Raw genomic sequence first — 21,607 nt, forward strand, 5'->3', positions numbered from 1 at the left:
GCACTAAATTTTTTAAAGTACGTCCAGACTGCTTTGGCGAGCGCGCCATCAGGTCCATGGAAGTCAACTGAACGTGACACCCGGAGAAGTCTTCAATGAGCAGTGTTGTTGCCATCGTCAAAAGCATTGTTGGTCAGGTTTTCGCGGTGTCCCCAGAGGGCGTCCGTCGCGTACTCGTTGAAGGCGATCGGCTGTTTGTCGGCGATCAGGTAGACACCGGTGCCGCTGGCGCCGTAACCCTCGAACTGGCTGATGGCCGGACTCTGGACCTGGGCCGCGACACTCAATGGAGTGGCACCGATCCGGATTCCAACACTGACCTGGCAGAAGCCACTGCACAAGCCGCGCCATCGGTTGAAGAACTGCAGCAAGCCATCGTTGCCGGCGCCGACCCGACCACAGACCTCGAAGCCACCGCTGCCGGCCCGACCGCAGCAGGCGGCGACGGCGCGGCCGGTGGTGGCCACAGCTTCGTCATGCTGGACGCGACCGCTGGCCGGGTAGACCCGACCATTGGCTTCCCGACCGCAGGCATCGGCGCTGCCGGGGCCGCCACCCAGAACACCATTGGCGGCCAGACCACCAATAACGCCAACATCGTGCAGGCATCTACCCTGAGCCTGAGCGCCACGCCGACCATCACCGAGGCCGGCGGCGTACTGGTTTACACCGCTACCCTGACCCAGGCACCAACCAGCGACCTGACCATCACCCTGTCCAACGGCTCGGTGATCGTGATCCAGGCTGGCCAGACCACCGGCACCGTCAACGTCCCATTGGCGCCGAACGACACCGTCTATAACGACGCGACCCAGATCGACGTCACCGTCACTGGCATCGCTGGCGGCGCCGGCATCGTGGTTACCACGCCGACCGTCCCGGCCACGACCCAGGTCACTGACACCATCGACACCACCACTGTCACGCTGACGGCAGGCGGCAGTGTCACTGAAGGTGGGCAGATTACTTACACCGCGACACTGACTAATCCGGCGCAAACCCCGGTGACCGTCACGCTGTCCAATGGCTCGACCATCACCATTGAAGCCGGGAAAACCACCGGTACTGTGGACGTTCCGACGCCAGCCAATGACGTTTACCAAAACGGCAGCACCGTCACGACCACGATTACTGGCACAACTGGCGGTAACTTCGAGAACCTGGTGCCGAACCCTGCGCCAGCGGTCACGACTATTACTGATTCGGTTGATACCACTACCGTCACGCTGACAGCGGGTTCGACTGTCACTGAAGGCGGTCAGATCACTTACACCGCGACCCTGACCAACCCGGCGCAGACGCCGGTTACCGTCACGCTGTCCAACGGTTCGACGATCACCATCGAAGCCGGCAAGACCACTGGCAGCGTGGACGTTCCGACGCCAGTCAATGACGTCTACCAAAACGGCAGCACCGTTACGACCACCATCACTGGCGCAACCGGCGGCAACTTCGAAAACCTGGCGCCGAACCCGGCTCCAGCGGTCACGACTATTACTGATTCGGTGGATACCACCACTGTCACGCTGACAGCGGGCTCGACCGTTACTGAAGGCGGTCAGATCACCTACACCGCGACGCTGACCAACCCAGCGCAGACGCCAGTTACCGTCACGCTGTCCAATGGTTCGACCATCACCATCGAAGCCGGCAAGACCACTGGCTCGGTGGACGTTCCGACGCCAGCCAACGACGTCTACCAAAACGGCAGCACCGTTACGACCACCATCACTGGCGCAACCGGCGGCAACTTCGAGAACCTGGCGCCAAACCCGGCTCCAGCGGTCACGACTATTACTGATTCGGTGGATACCACCACTGTCACGCTGACAGCGGGCTCGACCGTTACTGAAGGCGGTCAGATCACCTACACCGCGACGCTGACCAACCCAGCGCAGACGCCAGTTACCGTCACGCTGTCCAATGGTTCGACCATCACCATCGAAGCCGGCAAGACCACTGGCTCGGTGGACGTTCCGACGCCAGCCAACGACGTCTACCAAAACGGCAGCACCGTTACGACCACCATCACTGGCGCAACCGGCGGCAACTTCGAAAACCTGGCGCCGAACCCGGCTCCAGCGGTCACGACTATTACTGATTCGGTGGATACCACCACTGTCACGCTGACAGCGGGCTCGACCGTTACTGAAGGCGGTCAGATCACCTACACCGCGACGCTGACCAACCCAGCGCAGACGCCAGTTACCGTCACGCTGTCCAATGGTTCGACCATCACCATCGAAGCCGGCAAGACCACTGGCTCGGTGGACGTTCCGACGCCAGCCAACGACGTCTACCAAAACGGCAGCACCGTTACGACCACCATCACTGGCGCAACCGGCGGCAACTTCGAGAACCTGGCGCCAAACCCGGCTCCAGCGGTCACGACTATTACTGATTCGGTGGATACCACCACTGTCACGCTGACAGCGGGCTCGACCGTTACTGAAGGCGGTCAGATCACCTACACCGCGACGCTGACCAACCCAGCGCAGACGCCAGTTACCGTCACGCTGTCCAATGGTTCGACCATCACCATCGAAGCCGGCAAGACCACTGGCTCGGTGGACGTTCCGACGCCAGCCAACGACGTCTACCAAAACGGCAGCACCGTTACAACCACCATCACTGGCGCAACCGGCGGCAACTTCGAGAACCTGGCGCCAAACCCGGCTCCAGCGGTCACAACCATCACCGATTCGGTCGATACCACGACCGTCACGCTGACAGCAGGCTCGACCGTTACTGAAGGCGGTCAGATTACCTACACCGCGACCCTGACTAATCCGGCGCAAACCCCGGTTACCGTCACGTTGTCCAATGGCTCGACCATCACCATCGAAGCCGGCAAGACCACTGGCTCGGTGGACGTTCCGACGCCAGCCAATGATGTCTATCAAAACGGCAGCACCGTCAGCACTACGATTACCAGCGCAACCGGAGGCAACTTCGAAAACCTGGCGCCAAACCCGGCTCCAGCGGTCACGACCATTACCGACTCGGTCGACACCACCACTGTCACGCTGACAGCAGGCTCGACCGTTACCGAAGGCGGTCAGATTACTTACACTGCGACACTGACCAACCCGGCGCAGACGCCGGTTACCGTCACGCTGTCCAACGGTTCGACCATCACCATCGAAGCCGGCAAAACCACCGGCAGCGTGGACGCCCCAACGCCAGCCAATGACGTCTACCAAAACGGCAGCACCGTCAGCACTACGATTACCAGCGCAACCGGCGGCAACTTCGAACAGCTGACCCCGAACCCGGCTCCGGCCGTGACGACCATCACCGATTCGATCGACAACACCGGCCTGAGCCTCACCGCCACCGGCACCGTGGTCGAGGGTGGCCAGATCACCTATACCGCGACGCTGACCAACCCGGCCGGCACGCCGATGACCGTGACCTTGAGCAATGGCTCGGTCATTACCATCGAAGCAGGTAAAACCACAGGCAGCGTTGTCGTCGATACCCCGCCGAACGACGTCTACAACAATGGCAGCACCGTCAGCACTACGATCACCGGCACCACCGGCGGCAATTTCGAGCAGCTGACCCCGAGCGCTGAGCCGGCGCTGACCACCATCACCGACTCGAAAGACACCACCACCCTGAGCCTGAGCGCGACTGAGTCCGTGGCTGAAGGTGGTTCGATCGTTTACACCGCCAATCTGACCAACGCCGCCGGCACTCCGGTGACCGTGACCCTGAGCAACGGCGCGGTGATCACTATTGCCGCTGGCGCTACCAGCGGTTCAGTGACTGTCGCCGCACCTGCCGATGACGTCTATAAAGACGCCGGCAAGGTCGAAGTCACCGTTAAAGATGCTACCGGTGGCAACTTCGAAAACCTGGCCACTGATCCTGCTCCAGCGGTGACCAACGTCACTGACACCATCGATACGTCGGTTGTGACTCTGACCGCGACGTCGACCGTGGCTGAAGGCGGCACCGTGGTTTACACCGCATCCGTCGGTGCTCCAGTGACCGGCGCGCCGGTCATCGTGACGTTGGCCAACGGTCAGACCATCACCATCGACATCGGTAAAAGCAGCGGTACCGTTAACGCCGTCGCGCCGAACGATGTGCTTAACGGCCACGCACCGCTGACCACCTCGATCACTGATGTGAGCGGCGGTAACTACGAAAACCTGGTCGCCAACAAGGCGCCGGTTTCGACCACCGTCACTGATACTGCCGACACCACCACTCTGAGCCTGAGCGCAACTGACTCCGTGGCTGAAGGTGGTTCGATTGTTTACACCGCCACCCTGACCAATGCGGCCGGCACGCCAGTGACTGTGACCCTGAGCAACGGCGCAGTGATCACCATTGCTGCCGGCGCCACCAGCGGCAACGTCACCGTCGCCGCTCCGGCCGATGACGTCTATAAAGACGCCGGCAAGGTTGAAGTCACCGTTAAAGATGCTACTGGCGGCAACTTCGAAAACCTGGCCACTGATCCTGCTCCAGCGGTGACCAACGTCACTGACACCATCGATACGTCGGTTGTGACCCTGACCGCGACATCGTCTGTTGCCGAAGGCGGCACCGTGGTTTACACCGCATCCGTCGGCGCTCCAGTGACCGGTGCTCCGGTTGTCGTGACCCTGGCCAACGGTCAAACCATCACCATCGACATCGGCAAAAGCTCTGGCACCGTCAACGCCGTCGCGCCGAACGATGTGCTGAATGGCCACGCGCCGCTGACCACTTCGATTACCGACGTGAGCGGTGGCAACTACGAAAACCTGGTCGCCAACAAGACGCCGGTTTCGACCACCGTCACTGATACTGCCGACACCACCACTCTGAGCCTGAGCGCAACTGACTCCGTGGCTGAAGGTGGTTCGATTGTTTACACCGCCACCCTGACCAATGCGGCCGGCACGCCAGTGACGGTGACCCTGAGCAACGGCGCAGTGATCACCATTGCTGCCGGCGCCACCAGCGGCAACGTCACCGTCGCCGCTCCGGCCGATGACGTCTATAAAGACGCCGGCAAGGTTGAAGTCACGGTTAAAGACGCCACCGGTGGCAACTTCGAAAACCTGGCCACTGACCCGGTTCGGGCGGTGACCAACGTCACTGACACCATCGACACTTCGACGGTTACCCTGACCGCTACCAACAGCGTCGCCGAAGGCGGCACTGTGGTTTACACCGCATCGGTCGGCGCTCCAGTGACTGGCGCCCCGGTTGTCGTGACCCTGGCTAACGGTCAGACGATCACCATCGACATCGGCAAAAGCTCCGGCACCGTCAACGCCGTCGCACCAAACGACGCACTGACCGGCCACGCGCCGTTGACCACCTCGATCACCGACGTGAGCGGCGGCAACTACGAAAACCTTGTCGCCGACAAAACACCAGTTTCGACCACCGTTACCGACACCGCCGACACCACCACGCTGAGCCTGTCGGCGATTGACTCGGTCGCCGAGGGCGGCTCGATCGTTTACACAGCCAATTTGACCAACGCCGCTGGCACGCCAGTGACCGTGACCCTGAGCAACGGCGCGGTGATCACCATCGCCGCCGGCGCAACCAGCGGTTCCGTGACCGTCGCCGCACCGGCTGATGACGTCTATAAAGACGCCGGCAAAGTCGAAGTGACCGTCAAAGATGCCACCGGTGGCAACTTCGAAAATCTGGTCACCAATCCAGCACCAGCAGTCACCGACGTGACGGACACCATCGACACCTCGACCGTCAACCTGACCGCCACCAGCACCGTGGCTGAAGGCGGCACTGTCGTTTACACCGCGTCCGTGTCTGCCCCTGTCACTGGTTCGCCAGTGGTTGTCACTCTTTCCAACGGCCAGACCATCACCATTCCGGTTGGCGCGAGCAGCGGTTCCGTCAACTTCGTGGCGCCGAACGACGCCCTGGCGGGCGGCGGCTCCTTGAGCGTCAAGATTGACGATGCGAAGGGCGGGAACTACGAGAAACTGGACGTTGACGGCAAACCGGCTGAAACCTCGGTTACCGACACGCCAGACACCACGAGCCTGAGCTTGAGCGCGACTGATTCCGTGGCTGAGGGCGGTTCGATCATCTACACCGCGACCTTGACCAACGCTGCCGGCACTCCAGTGACCGTCACCCTGAGCAACGGCGCCGTGATCACCATTGATGCCGGTAAAACCACTGGCACCGTGACCGTTCCAGCACCGGCTGATGACGTCTATAAAGACGCTGGCAAAGTCGAAGCGACGATTTCCACCGCAACCGGTGGCAACTTCGAGAACCTGGTGCCGAGCACGGCTCCAGCGGTGACCAACGTCTCCGACACCATCGACACCTCGACCGTCACCCTGACCGCGACCAACAGCGTTGCTGAGGGCGGGACCGTCGTTTACACCGCATCGGTAGGCGCTCCAGTAACGGGCGCTCCAGTCATCGTGACTTTGGCCAACGGTCAATCGATCACCATCGACATCGGCAAAACCACCGGCACCGTCAATGCAGTTGCACCGAACGACGTGCTCAATGGCCACGCTCCGTTGACCAACTCGATCACCAACGTGAGCGGTGGCAACTACGAAAACCTGGTCGCTGACAAAACACCGGTCAGCACCACCGTCACCGACACACCGGACACCACGACCCTCAGCCTGAGCGCGACTGATTCCGTGGCTGAAGGCGGTTCGATCGTTTACACCGCGACACTGACCAATGCAGCCGGCACGCCAGTGACCGTGACCCTGAGCAACGGCGCCGTCATCCTCATCGCCGCCGGCGCCACCAGCGGCAACGTAACCGTCGCGGCCCCGGCCGATGACGTCTACAAAGACGCGGGCAAAGTGGAAGTCACCGTCAAAGATGCAACCGGTGGCAACTTCGAAAACCTGGCCACTGATCCTGCTCCAGCGGTGACCAACGTCACCGACACCATCGACACATCGGTTGTAACCCTGACCGCAACGTCGACCGTGGCTGAAGGCGGCACCGTGGTTTACACCGCGTCCGTCAGCGCTCCAGTGACCGACGCGCCTGTCGTCGTAACCCTGTCCAACGGCCAGACCATCACCATTCCGGTCGGAGCGAGCAGCGGTTCCGTGAACTTCGTGGCCCCGAACGACGCCTTGGCGGGCGGTGCCTCCCTGAGCGTCAAGATCGACGACGCCAAGGGCGGCAACTACGAGAAGCTGGAAGTTGACGGCAAACCGGCGGAAACCTCGGTTACCGACACGCCAGACACCACGAACCTGAGCTTGAGCGCGACTGACTCGGTAGCTGAAGGCGGCCAGATCACTTACACCGCGACATTGACCAATGCGGCCGGCACTCCGGTGACCGTGACCCTGAGCAATGGCGCCGTAATCACCATCGACGCGGGCAAAACCACCGGCACCGTCACTGTTCCAGCGCCAGCCGATGACGTCTACAAAGACGCCGGCAAAGTCGAAGCAACGATTTCCACCGCAACCGGTGGCAACTTCGAGAACCTGGTGCCGAGCACCGCTCCAGCGGTGACCAACGTCTCCGACACCATCGACACCTCGACCGTCACCCTGACCGCAACCAACAGCGTCGCTGAAGGCGGCACTGTGGTTTACACCGCCACCGTCGGCCAGCCAGTCACTGGCGCCCCGGTTGTTGTGAACTTGGCCAACGGTCAATCGATCACTATCGATATCGGCAAAACCACCGGCACCGTCAATGCCGTCGCGCCGAACGACGTGCTCAATGGCCACGCACCACTGACCAACTCGATCACCAACGTCAGCGGTGGCAACTACGAAAACCTGGTCGCTGACAAAACACCGGTCAGCACCACCGTGACCGATACCACCGACACCACCAACCTGTCGCTGAGCGCGACCGGCACCGTGGATGAAGGCGGCCAGATCACTTACACCGCGACCTTGACCAATGCAGCCGGCACCCCAGTGACCGTGACGCTGAGCAACGGCGCCGTGATCACCATCGACGCTGGTAAAACCACCGGCACCGTGACTGTCGATGCACCGAAGGACGACGTCTACAAAGACGCCGGCACCGTTGAAGCGACCATCAAAGGCGCGACCGGTGGCAACTTCGAGAACTTGGTCAGCAGCGACACCCCGGCGGTTACCACCGTCAATGACACCATCGACACCAGCACCGTATCGCTGACCGCCACCGCGAACGTCGCCGAAGGCGAAACCGTGGTCTACACCGCGTCCGTTACCGCTCCAGTGACCGGCGCGCCAGTTGTGGTGACCCTGTCCAACGGCCAGACCATCACCATCCCGGTGGGCGAAACCAGCGGCAGCGTGAATTTCATCGCGCCAAACAGCCCACTGGCGGGCGGCACGTCCCTGAGCGTGAAGATCGACGGCGCCACCGGCGGCAACTACGAAAAACTGGAAGTGGACGGCAAGCCTGCGGACACCGCGGTCAGCGATACGCCTGACACCACGACCCTGAGCCTGAGCGCGACCGATACCGTCGCCGAGGGCGGCTCGATCGTCTACACCGCAACCCTGACCAATGCGGCCGGCACGCCAGTGACCGTGACCCTGAGCAATGGCGCGGTGATCACCATCGCCGCCGGCGCCACCAGCGGCACCGTGACCGTCGCAGCTCCGGCCGATGACGTCTACAAAGACGCCGGCAAGGTTGAAGCGACCATCAAGGACGCCAGCGGCGGCAACTTTGAAACCCTGGCCACCAATCCGACGGCAGCCGTGACCAACGTCACCGACACCATCGACACCTCGACGGTCAACCTGACCGCGACGTCGACCGTTGCCGAAGGCGGCACCGTGGTCTACACCGCATCCGTCACCGCTCCGGTGACCGGCGCGCCAGTCGTCGTCACCTTGTCGAACGGCCAGACCATCACCATTCCAGTCGGCGCGAGCAGCGGCAGCGTGAACTTCGTTGCACCGAACGATGCCCTGGCGGGCGGCGGCTCCTTGAGCGTCAAGATTGATGATGCGAAGGGCGGTAACTACGAGAAGCTGGACGTTGACGGCAAACCGGCGGAGACCTCGGTTACCGATACGCCAGACACCACGACCCTCAGCCTGAGCGCGACTGACTCGGTAGCCGAAGGCGGTTCGATTGTCTACACCGCGACACTGACTAACGCCGCTGGCTCGCCAGTGACTGTGACCTTGTCGAACGGTGCTGTGATCACCATCGAAGCCGGTAAAACCACCGGCACCACGACTGTTCCTGCGCCAGCCGATGACGTCTACAAAGACGCCGGCAAAGTTGAAGCAACGATCTCTACCGCGACTGGCGGTAATTTCGAGAATCTGGTCCCGAGTACTGTTCCAGCGGTGACCAATGTCACCGACACCATCGACACCTCGACGGTCAAACTGACTGCAACCGAAAGCGTTGCTGAAGGCGGCACCGTGGTTTACACCGCGACGGTCGGCCAGCCAGTCACTGGCGCCCCGGTTGTGGTGACTTTGGCCAATGGTCAATCGATCACCATCGACATTGGCAAGACCTCGGGCACCGTCAACGCCGTCGCGCCAAACGACGCCCTGACCGGCCACGCTCCGCTGACCAACTCGATCACTGACGTGAGCGGTGGTAACTACGAAAATCTGGTCGCCGATAAAACACCGGTTTCGACCACCGTCACCGACACGACCGACACCACGAACCTGACCTTGAGCGCTACCGATTCGGTTGCCGAGGGTGGTTCGATCACCTACACCGCAACCCTGACCAACGCCGCTGGCTCGCCAGTGACTGTGACCTTGTCGAACGGTGCTGTGATCACCATCGAGGCCGGTAAAACCACCGGCACCGCGACTGTTCCAGCACCGACTGATGACGTCTATAAAGACGCCGGCAAAGTTGAAGCCACGATCTCTACCGCGACCGGTGGTAACTTCGAGAACCTGGTGCCGAGCACCGTTCCGGCAGTGACCAACGTCACCGACACCATCGACACTTCGACCGTCAAACTGACCGCCACCGACAGCGTTGCTGAAGGCGGCACCGTGGTTTACACCGCGACGGTCGGCCAGCCAGTCACTGGCGCCCCGGTTGTGGTGACTTTGGCCAATGGTCAATCGATCACTATCGACATCGGCAAAACCTCGGGCACCGTCAACGCCGTCGCGCCAAACGACGCCCTGACTGGTCATGCGCCACTGACCAACTCGATTACTGACGTGAGCGGCGGTAACTACGAAAATCTGGTGGCTGACAAGACGCCGGTTTCGACTACTGTCACTGACACGACTGACACCACGAACCTGACCTTGAGCGCTACCGATTCGGTCGCTGAAGGTGGTTCGATTGTTTACACCGCGACCTTGACCAACGCCGCTGGCTCGCCAGTGACTGTGACCTTGTCGAACGGTGCTGTGATCACCATCGAAGCCGGTAAAACCACCGGCACCGCGACTGTTCCTGCGCCAGCCGATGACGTTTATAAAGACGCCGGCAAAGTTGAAGCGACAATCTCCACCGCGACTGGCGGCAACTTCGAGAACCTGGTACCGAGCACTGTTCCGGCAGTGACCAACGTCACCGACACCATCGATACCTCGACCGTCAAACTGACGGCCACCGATAGCGTTGCTGAAGGCGGCACCGTGGTTTACACCGCGACTGTCGGCCAGCCAGTGACTGGCGCCCCGGTTGTCGTGACTTTGGCAAACGGCCAATCGATCACTATCGACATCGGCAATACCAGCGGTACCGTCAACGCCGTTGCGCCGAACGATGCGCTGACCGGCCACGCACCACTCACCAACTCGATCACTGACGTGAGCGGTGGTAACTACGAAAATCTGGTCGCCGATAAAACACCGGTTTCGACCACCGTCACCGACACGACCGACACCACGAACCTGAGCCTGAGCGCGACTGATTCCGTGGCTGAAGGCGGTTCGATTGTCTACACCGCGACCCTGACCAACGCCGCTGGCTCGCCAGTGACTGTGACCTTGTCGAACGGTGCTGTGATCACCATCGAAGCCGGTAAAACCACCGGCACCGCGACTGTTCCTGCGCCAGCCGATGACGTTTATAAAGACGCCGGCAAAGTTGAAGCGACAATCTCCACCGCTACCGGCGGCAACTTCGAGAACCTGGTGCCGAGTACTGTTCCGGCAGTGACCAACGTCACCGACACCATCGATACCTCGACGGTCAAACTGACGGCCACCGACAGCGTGGCTGAAGGCGGCACCGTGGTTTACACCGCGACTGTCGGCCAGCCAGTTACTGGCAGCCCGGTGACTGTGACCCTGGCAAACGGCCAATCGATCACCATCGACATCGGCAAAACCACTGGCACCGTCAACGCAGTCGCGCCGAACGACGCACTGACCGGCCACGCACCACTCACCAACTCGATCACCAATGTTAGCGGTGGTAACTACGAGAATCTGGTGGCGGACAAAACCCCGGTCAGCACCACCGTCACCGACACCCCGGACACCACGACCCTCAGCTTGAGCGCGACTGACTCCGTGGCTGAAGGCGGTTCGATTGTCTACACCGCGACATTGACTAACGCGGCCGGCTCGCCGATCACCGTGACCTTGAGCAACGGCGCCGTCATCCTGATTGCCGCCGGCGCCACCAGCGGCAACGTGACCGTCGCCGCTCCGGCCGATGACGTCTACAAAGACGCCGGCAAGGTTGAAGCCACGATCAAGGATGCCACTGGCGGCGATTTCGAAAGCCTGGTCAAAGACCCGTCGGCTGCCGTGACCAACGTCACCGACACCATCGACACCAGCACCGTTTCGCTGACCGCCACATCGACCGTCGCTGAAGGCGGCACCGTCGTCTACACCGCGTCCGTGAGTGCGCCAGTGACTGGCGCCCCGCTCGTCGTGACGCTGTCCAATGGCCAGACCATCACGATCGACATCGGTAAAAGCAGCGGCACGGTGAATTTCGTCGCGCCAAACGATGCCCTGGCTGGCGGCAGCTCGCTGAGCGCCACCATCAAGGATGCGACTGGCGGCAATTACGAGAAACTGGACGTCAATGCTGACCCTGCCAAGACGACTGTCACTGACACGGTGGATAACACCAACCTGTCGCTGACAGCGACCGACACCGTGGCCGAAGGTGGCCAGATCACTTACACCGCGACCCTGACCAATGCGGCCGGCACACCTGTGACCGTCACACTGAGCAACGGCGCCGTGATCACCATCGACGCCGGTAAAACCACTGGCACCGTGACCGTCGCGGCTCCGGCTGATGACGTTTATAAAGATGCGGGCAAGGTTGAAGTTACGGTCAAAGATGCAACGGGTGGCAACTTCGAGAACCTGGTGCCGAGCACTGTTCCAGCCGTCACCAACGTCACTGACACCATCGACACTTCGACCGTCAAATTGACTGCGACTGGCACTGCCGCAGAGGGTGGCACTGTCACCTACACCGCGACTGTCGGGCAGCCAGTGACTGGTTCTCCAGTGACCGTGACGTTGGCCAATGGCCAAAACATCACCATCGACATCGGCAAGACCACCGGCACCGTCACCACCCTCGCACCGAACGATGTACTCAATGGCCATGCGCCGTTGACCAACTCGATCACCAATGTGAGCGGCGGTAACTACGAAAACCTCGTAGCCGATAAAACGCCGGTTTCGACAACTGTCACTGACACTGTCGACACCACCAACCTGTCGCTGAGCGCTACCAACTCGGTAGCCGAAGGCGGTCAGATCACTTACACCGCGACTCTGACCAACGCCGCTGGCACCCCAGTGACCGTGACCCTGAGCAATGGCTCGGTGATCACCATCGACGCGGGCAAAACCACTGGCACCGTGACCGTTCCGGCTCCGGCTGATGACGTGTACAAGGACGCCGGCACCGTCCAGGCAACGATCACCACCGCCACCGGTGGCAACTTCGAAAGCCTGGTGCCGAGCACCATTCCAGCGTCTACCAGCGTCACTGACACCATCGACACATCGACGGTCAAACTGACTGCGACTGGCACTGCCGCAGAGGGTGGCACCGTCACTTACACCGCGACTGTCGGTCAGCCAGTGACTGGCTCGCCGGTAACTGTATCCCTGGCTAACGGCCAGACGATCACCATCGACATCGGTAAAACCACCGGCACCATCACCACCATCGCGCCGAACGATGTGTTGACCGGTCACGCCCCGCTGACCAATTCGATCACCAACGTCACTGGCGGCAACTACGAGAACCTGGTTGCCGACAAAACCCCGGTCAGCACCACCGTGACCGACACTGTCGACACGACTAACCTCAGCCTGAGTGCAACTAACTCTGTCGCTGAAGGTGGTTCGATCATCTACACCGCGACTCTGACCAACGCTGCTGGCTCGCCAGTGACCGTGACTCTGAGCAACGGCTCAGTGATCACAATCGACGCGGGCAAAACCACCGGCACCGTGACCGTTCCGGCTCCGGCTGATGATGTTTACAAAGATGCGGGTACCGTTCAGGCAACGATCACCACTGCAACCGGTGGCAACTTCGAGAGCCTGGTGCCGAGCACTGTTCCGGCAGTGACCAACGTCACCGACACCATCGACACTTCGACCGTCAAACTGACTGCGACGGGCACTGCCGCTGAAGGTGGCACCGTCACCTACACCGCGACGGTTGGGCAGCCAGTGACTGGCTCTCCAGTGACCGTGACGTTGGCCAATGGCCAAAACATCACCATCGACATCGGTAAAACCACCGGCACCGTCACCACCATCGCGCCAAACGATGTGCTGACCGGCCACGCCCCGCTGACCAACTCGATCACCAACGTCACTGGCGGTAACTACGAGAATCTCGTAGCCGACAAGACGCCGGTCAGCACCACCGTGACCGACACCATCGACACCACCAACCTGTCGCTGAGTGCAACCAACTCCGTGGCCGAAGGCGGCCAGATCACTTACACCGCGACCCTGACCAACGCTGCTGGCTCGCCAGTCACCGTGACTCTGAGTAACGGCTCGGTGATCACCATCGACACCGGCAAAACCACCGGCACCGTGACCGTTCCAGCTCCCGCTGATGACGTTTACAAAGATGCGGGCACCGTCCAGGCAACGATCACCACCGCAACCGGTGGCAATTTCGAGAGCCTGGTACCGAGCACTGTTCCGGCTGTGACCAACGTCACCGACACCATCGACACCTCGACGGTCAAACTGACGGCAACCGGTACTGCGGCTGAGGGTGGCACCGTCACCTATACCGCGACGGTTGGGCAGCCAGTAACCGGTTCTCCAGTGACAGTGACTCTGGCCAACGGCCAAAACATCACGATCGACATCGGCAAGACCACCGGCACTGTGACCACCCTCGCGCCAAACGACGCGTTAACCGGCCACGCACCGCTGACCAACTCGATCACCAACGTAAGCGGCGGCAACTACGAAAATCTCGTAGCCGACAAGACACCGGTTTCGACGACTGTCACCGACACCGTCGACACCACCAACCTGTCGCTGAGTGCAACCAACTCCGTGGCCGAAGGCGGTCAGATCACCTACACCGCGACCCTGACCAACGCCGCTGGTTCGCCAGTGACTGTGACCCTGAGCAACGGTTCGGTGATCACCATCGACGCCGGCAAAACCACCGGCACCGTGACCGTTCCAGCTCCGGCTGATGACGTGTACAAGGACGCCGGCACTGTCCAGGCGACGATCACCAAAGCCACCGGTGGCAGCTTCGAAAACCTGGCCACCAGCAGCACGCCTGCGGTGACCAACGTGACCGACACCATCGACACCTCGACCGTCAAACTGACGGCAACCGGCACCGCCGCTGAAGGTGGCACCGTCACCTACACCGCCACCATCGGCCAGCCAGTAACCGGTTCTGCAGTTGTCGTGACCTTGGCCAACGGCCAAAACATCACGATCGACATCGGTAAAACCACCGGCACAGTCACCACCATCGCGCCAAACGACGTGCTGACCGGTCACGCACCGCTGACCAACTCGATCACCAACGTGAGCGGCGGCAACTACGAAAACCTCGTCGCCGACAAGACGCCAGTCAGCACCACCGTGACCGACACTGTCGACACCACCAACCTGTCGTTGAGCGCAACCGGCTCGGTCGCCGAGGGTGGCCAGATCACCTACACCGCGACCCTGACCAACGCCGCTGGCACGCCAGTGACCGTGACGCTCAGCAACGGCTCGGTGATCACCATCGACGCCGGCAAAACCACCGGCACCGTGACCGTTCCTGCTCCGGCTGATGACGTGTACAAAGATGCCGGCACCGTCCAGGCGACGATCACCAACGCCACCGGCGGCGGCTTCGAAAACCTGGCGACCAATAACACGCCAGCCGTGACCAACGTCACTGACACCATCGACAAGACCGAAGTCAGCATCACCGGCAGCACCTCGGTGACTGAAGGCCAGACCGCCAGCTACACCGTCAGCCTGACGCACCCGGCGCAAACCGACGTGACGCTGAAAATCGTCTACAGCGGCACCGCCGCCGACGGTTCGGACTTCACCGGTGTGTACACCGTGAAGATTCCGGCCGGCGCCAGCAGCGCCAGCTTCAACGTGGCGACCATTGACGACAAGATCACCGAAGGCACTGAAAACTTCGTGGTCAAGATCGACTCGGCCACTGGCGGCAACTTCGAGAACCTCGCGGTCAGCGCCACCAATGGCAGCGTCAGCACCTCGATCATCGACAACGATGCGCCGCCGGTCATCGACCTGGATGCCAACAACTCCAGCGGCGCCACCGGTGCCAATTACAACGTGACCTTCACCGAAAACACCCCAGGTGCGGGCGTGTCGATTGCCGACACCGATCTGAAGATCACTGACCCGGACAGCACCATGCTGACCGGCGCCACCGTGGTGTTGACCAACCGTCAGGATGGCGATGCGCTGAACCTGGGCAACAGCGTCAACGGCATCACCATTAATGCCAACAGCACCAATGGCACCGTGACGCTGACCCTGTCGGGCAACGCGACGCTGGCCGACTACATGCAGGCGATCAAGAACATCAGCTTCACCAACAGCAGTGAAGACCCGAGCACTGTGCCGCGGATCATCACCGTGACCGTGACTGATGGCGGCAACTACTCGAACGTCGCGACCACCACCGTCAACGTGGTGGCCGTGAACGACGCGCCGACCGCTGCACCGGTCAACGTCACCGGTACTGAAGACACCCCGCTGATTCTCGGCTGGTCGACCTTCGGCGTCAGCGATGTCGACAGCCCGGCCGCGAGCCTGGGCGTGAAAATCACCGGCCTGCCGGGCGAAGGCAAGTTGCAGTACCTGAACGGCTCGACCTGGACCGACGTCACCAGCAATCAGACCATCACCAAGGCTGACATCGACGCCGGCAAGCTGCGCTTCACCCCCGACGCCAACGAATCCGGCACCAATGGCTATGGCGGCACCGGCCTGGGCAACAATCAGGCGGATTACGCGCAGATCAAGTTCCAGCCAACCGATGGCCAACTGCTGGGCAACACCGGCACGGTGAAAATCGACATCACGCCAGTGGCCGATGCACCGTCCCTGACCGTGGCGGACAACAGCGTCAAATCCACCGGGCTGATCAAGGAAGTCTGGACCGGTCTGTCGGGCCTGGGCACTGATGGCAGCGGCGCGCCGACGGCCACGCTTAAATCGGTCATCGACGCGGCGGGCACACCGAACTCCAGCACCACAGTGACCAACGTGCAGTCCGACGGCAGTGTCGCGGCAGGTACGGCGTCGAAAACCTCTGGCCTGATCTACCTCGAAGCCGGCAAGACCTACACCTTCAGTGGCTCGGGCGATGACAGCCTACTCGTGACCGTTGGCGGCAAGAACGTCGCGTCCGCCCTGTGGGGTTCGGGCGGTAACCTGAGTGGTTCGATCACTCCGACCGCCAGCGGCTACTACACCCTGGACATCTACCACCACAACCAGAGTGGCCCGGGCAGCTATGACGTCAATCTGTCGGTCAACGGTGGCACCGCCATCGACCTGAGCAGCGCCGGCGTGCCGCTGTACACCGGCGTGGCGGATCTGGCCGCTTCCGGCGTGACCGTCTCCGACTTGCACGGTACCAACGGCGAGGGTTACTACGACGGCTACAAACTCAACACCGGCTTCGAAGGCACCAGCGTTCACCTGTCCGCGATCAACACCGCACTGACCGACACCGACGGCTCCGAAAGCCTGAGCGTGAAAATCAGCGGGATACCGGCAGGCTCGGTCCTGACTGATGGCGCGGGTCACACCTTCACCGCCACCGCGACCTCTGGCGAAGCCAACGTCACCGGCTGGAGCCTCGGTTCCCTGACAGTGACCCCGCCTACCTACTACAACGGCCAGTTCAACCTGACCGTGACCTCGACCTCCACCGAGGCCTTGGGCGGTTCGGCGATCACCACGGCGCAGATCCCGGTCACCGTTTACCCGGCGACGTACAACGCGATCACCGCCACCTCGGCGAGTGACACCATCAGCGGCACCGATGGCAACGACATCATGATCGCCGACATCGGCGGCCTGACCGTGGTGCCGGGCACCAACTACAATATCGCCTTCATGGTCGACAGTTCGGGCAGCATGAGCGCGTCGTCGATCAGCGCCGCCAAGGATTCGCTGACCTCGGTGTTCAACACCCTCAAGCAGAGCATGGGCGGCAACTCAGGCACCGTGAACGTCTTCCTGGTGGACTTCGATACCCAGGTCAACAAGTCGGTAGCGGTCAACCTGAACGATCCGAATGCGCTGACCTTGCTCAAATCGGTCCTGGACTCGATGTCGTCCGGCGGCGGCACCAACTACGAGGACGTGTTCAAGACCACGGCCAACTGGTTCCAAAGCGCTGATGCGGTGGCCAACACCGGGGCGAAGAACCTCACCTACTTCATCACCGACGGCCAGCCGACCTACTACCAGAGCGGCGAGCAGACCAACCCGACGCTATACGGCAACGTGAAGCTCGACGACGTGGTGAAAACCAGCAACTACAAGCCGGGCGACACGTTCTCCACGAACATCGACAGCACGCACATCCTGAACATCAACAGTGCGGGTGTCGCGACGCTGCAAACCTACAATTCGTGGTGGGGCTGGAGTTCCAGCAACCTGGGCACCGTTCACGCTCAAGGCGATGGCACCTACGAGTTGTCGAGCCTGGCGGGCAGCGGCAACAGCACCAGTTCGACCACCACCGACAACTCCAACAGCAGTTTCGCGCTGCTGGGCAACCTGTCGAATGTCGAGGCCATCGGCCTCAACAGCGGTGTCAGCCTCAATGATCTGAAACCGTACGATTCGGACAAATCGCCACAAACCAACATCGACCCGAAAGACCTGGCCAACTCGATCATCGGTCACACCGAAGCGACGTTGCCAGGTTCCGACACGGTCAGCGGCGGTAATGGCAACGACATCCTGTTCGGCGATCTGGTGAGCTTCAACGGAATCGCCGGCGAGGGCTACCAGGCCATGCAGGCATTCGTTGCCCAGCAAACCGGCGTGGACGTCAGCAAAGTCACCACCAGTAACGTGCACCAGTTCATCACCGAGCACTACACCGCGTTCGACGTGTCCGGCGCCCACGACGGCAACGACACGCTGTTGGGCGGTGCGGGCAATGACATTCTGTTCGGCTCGGGCGGTAACGACACGCTCGATGGCGGCAAGGGCAATGACATCCTGCTCGGTGGCACCGGCAACGACACGCTGATCGGCGGTTCGGGCAATGACATCCTGATTGGCGGCTCGGGTGCCGACACCTTTGTGTGGAAGGCGGGCGACACCGGCAGCGACGTGATCAAGGACTTCAAGGCCAGCGAAGGTGACCGTATCGATCTGCGCGATTTGTTGCAGGGCGAAACCGGCAGCACCATCGACAACTTCCTGAAGATCACCACCGTCGATGGCGTGTCGTCGTTGCAGGTCAGCTCGGCCGGCAAGTTCAACTCGGCGGATGCTGCGGCAGCGACACCGGATGTGACGATCAAACTGGAAGGCAACAACTGGTCTACCGCCAACCTGCACAACCTGATTGCCGGTAGCGATCCGACCATCAAAGTCGACCACAACAACAGCTGATGCCAGGTAAAACGGCCGCCCTTATGGGGCGGCCGTCACGTTTGCGGCTATCTCGGCGATGACGATTTCGTCGCCGCACCGCATACTCGCCAACAGTTGGCCTATGCTGCTGACAGCATGACGCTGGTCCATTTCTGAGGGATGCTCAATGTTTTACGTGCAACGCGATGCGCAAGGCCAATTGGTGCGCGTGGAAGCCGCGGCCTACGCCGAGGCCACGGAAACACTGCCGGCCGACAACCATGAAATCCAGGCCTGGTACGCCAACGAAGTGATGGAAACCAGCCTCAAGCAGCTCAAGCAGAGCGACCTGGAAATGATCCGGGTACTCGACGACTTGATCCAGGTGCTGACCAGCAAAGGCGTGATCCGCGTCACCGACCTGCCGGCCGCCGCCCAAGCCAAACTGATGGACCGGACCCAGGCCCGGGAAGCGTTGGGTGGGTTGAGTCACTTGATCGATGATGATGAGACAGGATTGATCTAGACCCTGACCTGTATCGTTTGCACTGACGCTATCGCGAGCAAGCTCGCTCCCACAGGGTTTTGGGTTGACCACAGGTTGTGTGGTCAACATCAATCCACTGTGGGAGCGAGCTTGCTCGCGATGACGGCAGCAGCCTCACCGCCAAGGCTTGGGCTCACCAAACAACTGTCCCTGAACCCCATACAAGCCCATCTCGCGAATCACTGACAACTCCCCTTCGGTCTCGACCCGCTCGGCAATCAGCGGCAGGTCGATGCTGTGCGCCGCGCGCTGGATGGCCTCGATGAACAGACGCTTGTCGCTCTCCTGATCGATCGCCCGGATGTAGCTGCCGTCGATCTTCAGATAGGCCAACCCCAGTCGCGCCAGGTTGCCGATCATGCTGAACCGCCCGCCAAACCGCTGCAGGCTCAGGGAGAACCCAAGTTCGCGCAGACGCCGCGTCAACTGCTCCAGCACCGCTTGCTCGGGCAACTGCTCTTCACCGATTTCCAGTGTCAGGCGCTCACCCAGATTTGAATGCTGACGCAAAATCTCGAAGACTCTATTCAGCGCCTGCGGATCCGCCAGGGTCGCTGAAGACAAGTTCAGCGCCAGCGATTCTTCATGCCCGGCCATCTGCTCCAGGACCAATTCCAACATCAGCCGATCGAGCCGCGCCGTCCAGCCAAAGCGCTCCAGCCATGGCAGGAAGCGCCCGGCGGGAATGGTCTGGCCCTGATCGTCGATCAAACGCGACAGCACCTTGTAATGCAGCACCAGCGCGGTGTCCTGACTCGCCACCACCGGTTGGAAATACAACTCGAAACGCTGCTGATTCAATGCCCCATCAAGCAATGTGTGCCACGCATGATGGTCATCCCCGACATTCGCCGAAGCACTGTGATCCAGGCATGCCCAGCTCTGCTCGCCCTGGCCTTCGGCCTGCGCCAACGCCTGATCCGCCAGGCCGAGCACCGCTTGCGGCGAGTCGCCATGGGCAAACGGCGCCAGCCCGATGGACGCTACTGTGGCCACGTCGGTGGCGCCGGTCGCATGCAGGCTCGCCAGCGCACTGTCGAGGTTCTGCGCCAGTTGCAGCGCTTCTTCGCGCACCAGACCCGGCGCCAACACGGCGAATTCACCGCCGCGAATCCGCGTGACGAGGTTCTGGGTTTCCGGGTATTTGGCGCACTCGCGGGACAACTGCTCGCCCACCGCTTTCAGCAAATCATCGGTACGTTGCCCGCCCAGGCGCTGGTTCAGACCGGCCAGGTCCTTGACCCGCAACAGCAGCAGATAACCGGAACTGGCCTGCTCCGGGTTACTTACCCGGGCGTTCAATTGCATTTCGAAATAGCGTCGGTTGGCCAGGCCCGTGAGGTTGTCCTGATAGGACTCGACCCGCAGTTTTTCACTGCGCTCGGCCTGCTCCTGGAACAGCGCCTTGAGCTTCTCGACCATCTGGTTCATGGCCTGCACCACACGGCGCAGTTCCGGGGTGCGCGGCAGTTCCGGCAGGCTGAGGAATTCCCGGCGCGCGATGGCGTGGGATTGCTTGACCATGTAGTCCAGCGGCTTCAATTGCCGACGCAGCAGCAACGCGCCCAGCACCGCGCTCACCGCGCCGCAGATCAGCAACCAGCCCAGACTCCCGAGCGCGCTCTGCCACAGCTTGGCCAGGGCGAACATCGGGTGGCTGACCACCTCAACCCTTGCAGCTTGTTCCCAGCCACGGCTGACCAGTGCATCGCCGCCAGCCGCTTCCAGTCCGATCATTTTGACGAACCAGTCCGGCACATTGTTCACCGCCGGAATGCCGCTGCGCTCGACGATGGTCTGGTCGGTCTTGAGGTCGACCACGCGGATGCTCGCGTAGTAGCCGCTGTCGAAGATCGAACTGACTAGCAACTCGACCATCGCCGGGTCGTCGATGTTTGGCGTCAGTGACAGTGCCAGCGCCGTGGCGGCGTCCTGGGCGTGGGAGCGCAACTGGTTGACGTACTGAGTGCGCGAGCTCTCCAGGCTGACCATGAAGCTGCCGGTGAAGGCGACCACAAGGAACAGGCATATAGCGATCAACAGCTGTTTGAACAAAGACATCTGAGCGCGT

3 protein-coding genes are annotated in these 21,607 nt (G+C 61.5%); 2 read left to right on the top strand and 1 reads right to left on the bottom strand.

Annotated elements, in window-relative coordinates; translation table 11 throughout:
• Positions 1 to 95: 95 nt before the first annotated feature.
• Together NK667_RS26575 and NK667_RS26580 are read left to right on the top strand one after the other, a co-directional pair.
• Positions 96 to 19,028, top strand: coding sequence for an immunoglobulin-like domain-containing protein (locus NK667_RS26575; RefSeq protein WP_254744495.1), 18,933 nt, complete (start codon positions 96 to 98; stop codon positions 19,026 to 19,028).
• 148 nt (positions 19,029 to 19,176) lie between these two features.
• Positions 19,177 to 19,515 (top strand): hypothetical protein, encoded by a 339-nt coding sequence (locus NK667_RS26580; RefSeq protein WP_054050336.1) that lies wholly within the window; start codon positions 19,177 to 19,179, stop codon positions 19,513 to 19,515.
• A 135-nt stretch (positions 19,516 to 19,650) separates the two neighbouring features.
• On the opposite strand, the gene lapD is transcribed toward NK667_RS26580, so the two are convergent.
• Positions 19,651 to 21,597 (bottom strand): cyclic di-GMP receptor LapD, encoded by a 1,947-nt coding sequence (lapD, locus tag NK667_RS26585; protein WP_054616619.1) that lies wholly within the window; start codon positions 21,595 to 21,597, stop codon positions 19,651 to 19,653.
• Positions 21,598 to 21,607: the final 10 nt, after the last annotated feature.

The organism is Pseudomonas nunensis, from assembly GCF_024296925.1.
Taxonomy (GTDB): domain Bacteria; phylum Pseudomonadota; class Gammaproteobacteria; order Pseudomonadales; family Pseudomonadaceae; genus Aquipseudomonas; species Aquipseudomonas nunensis.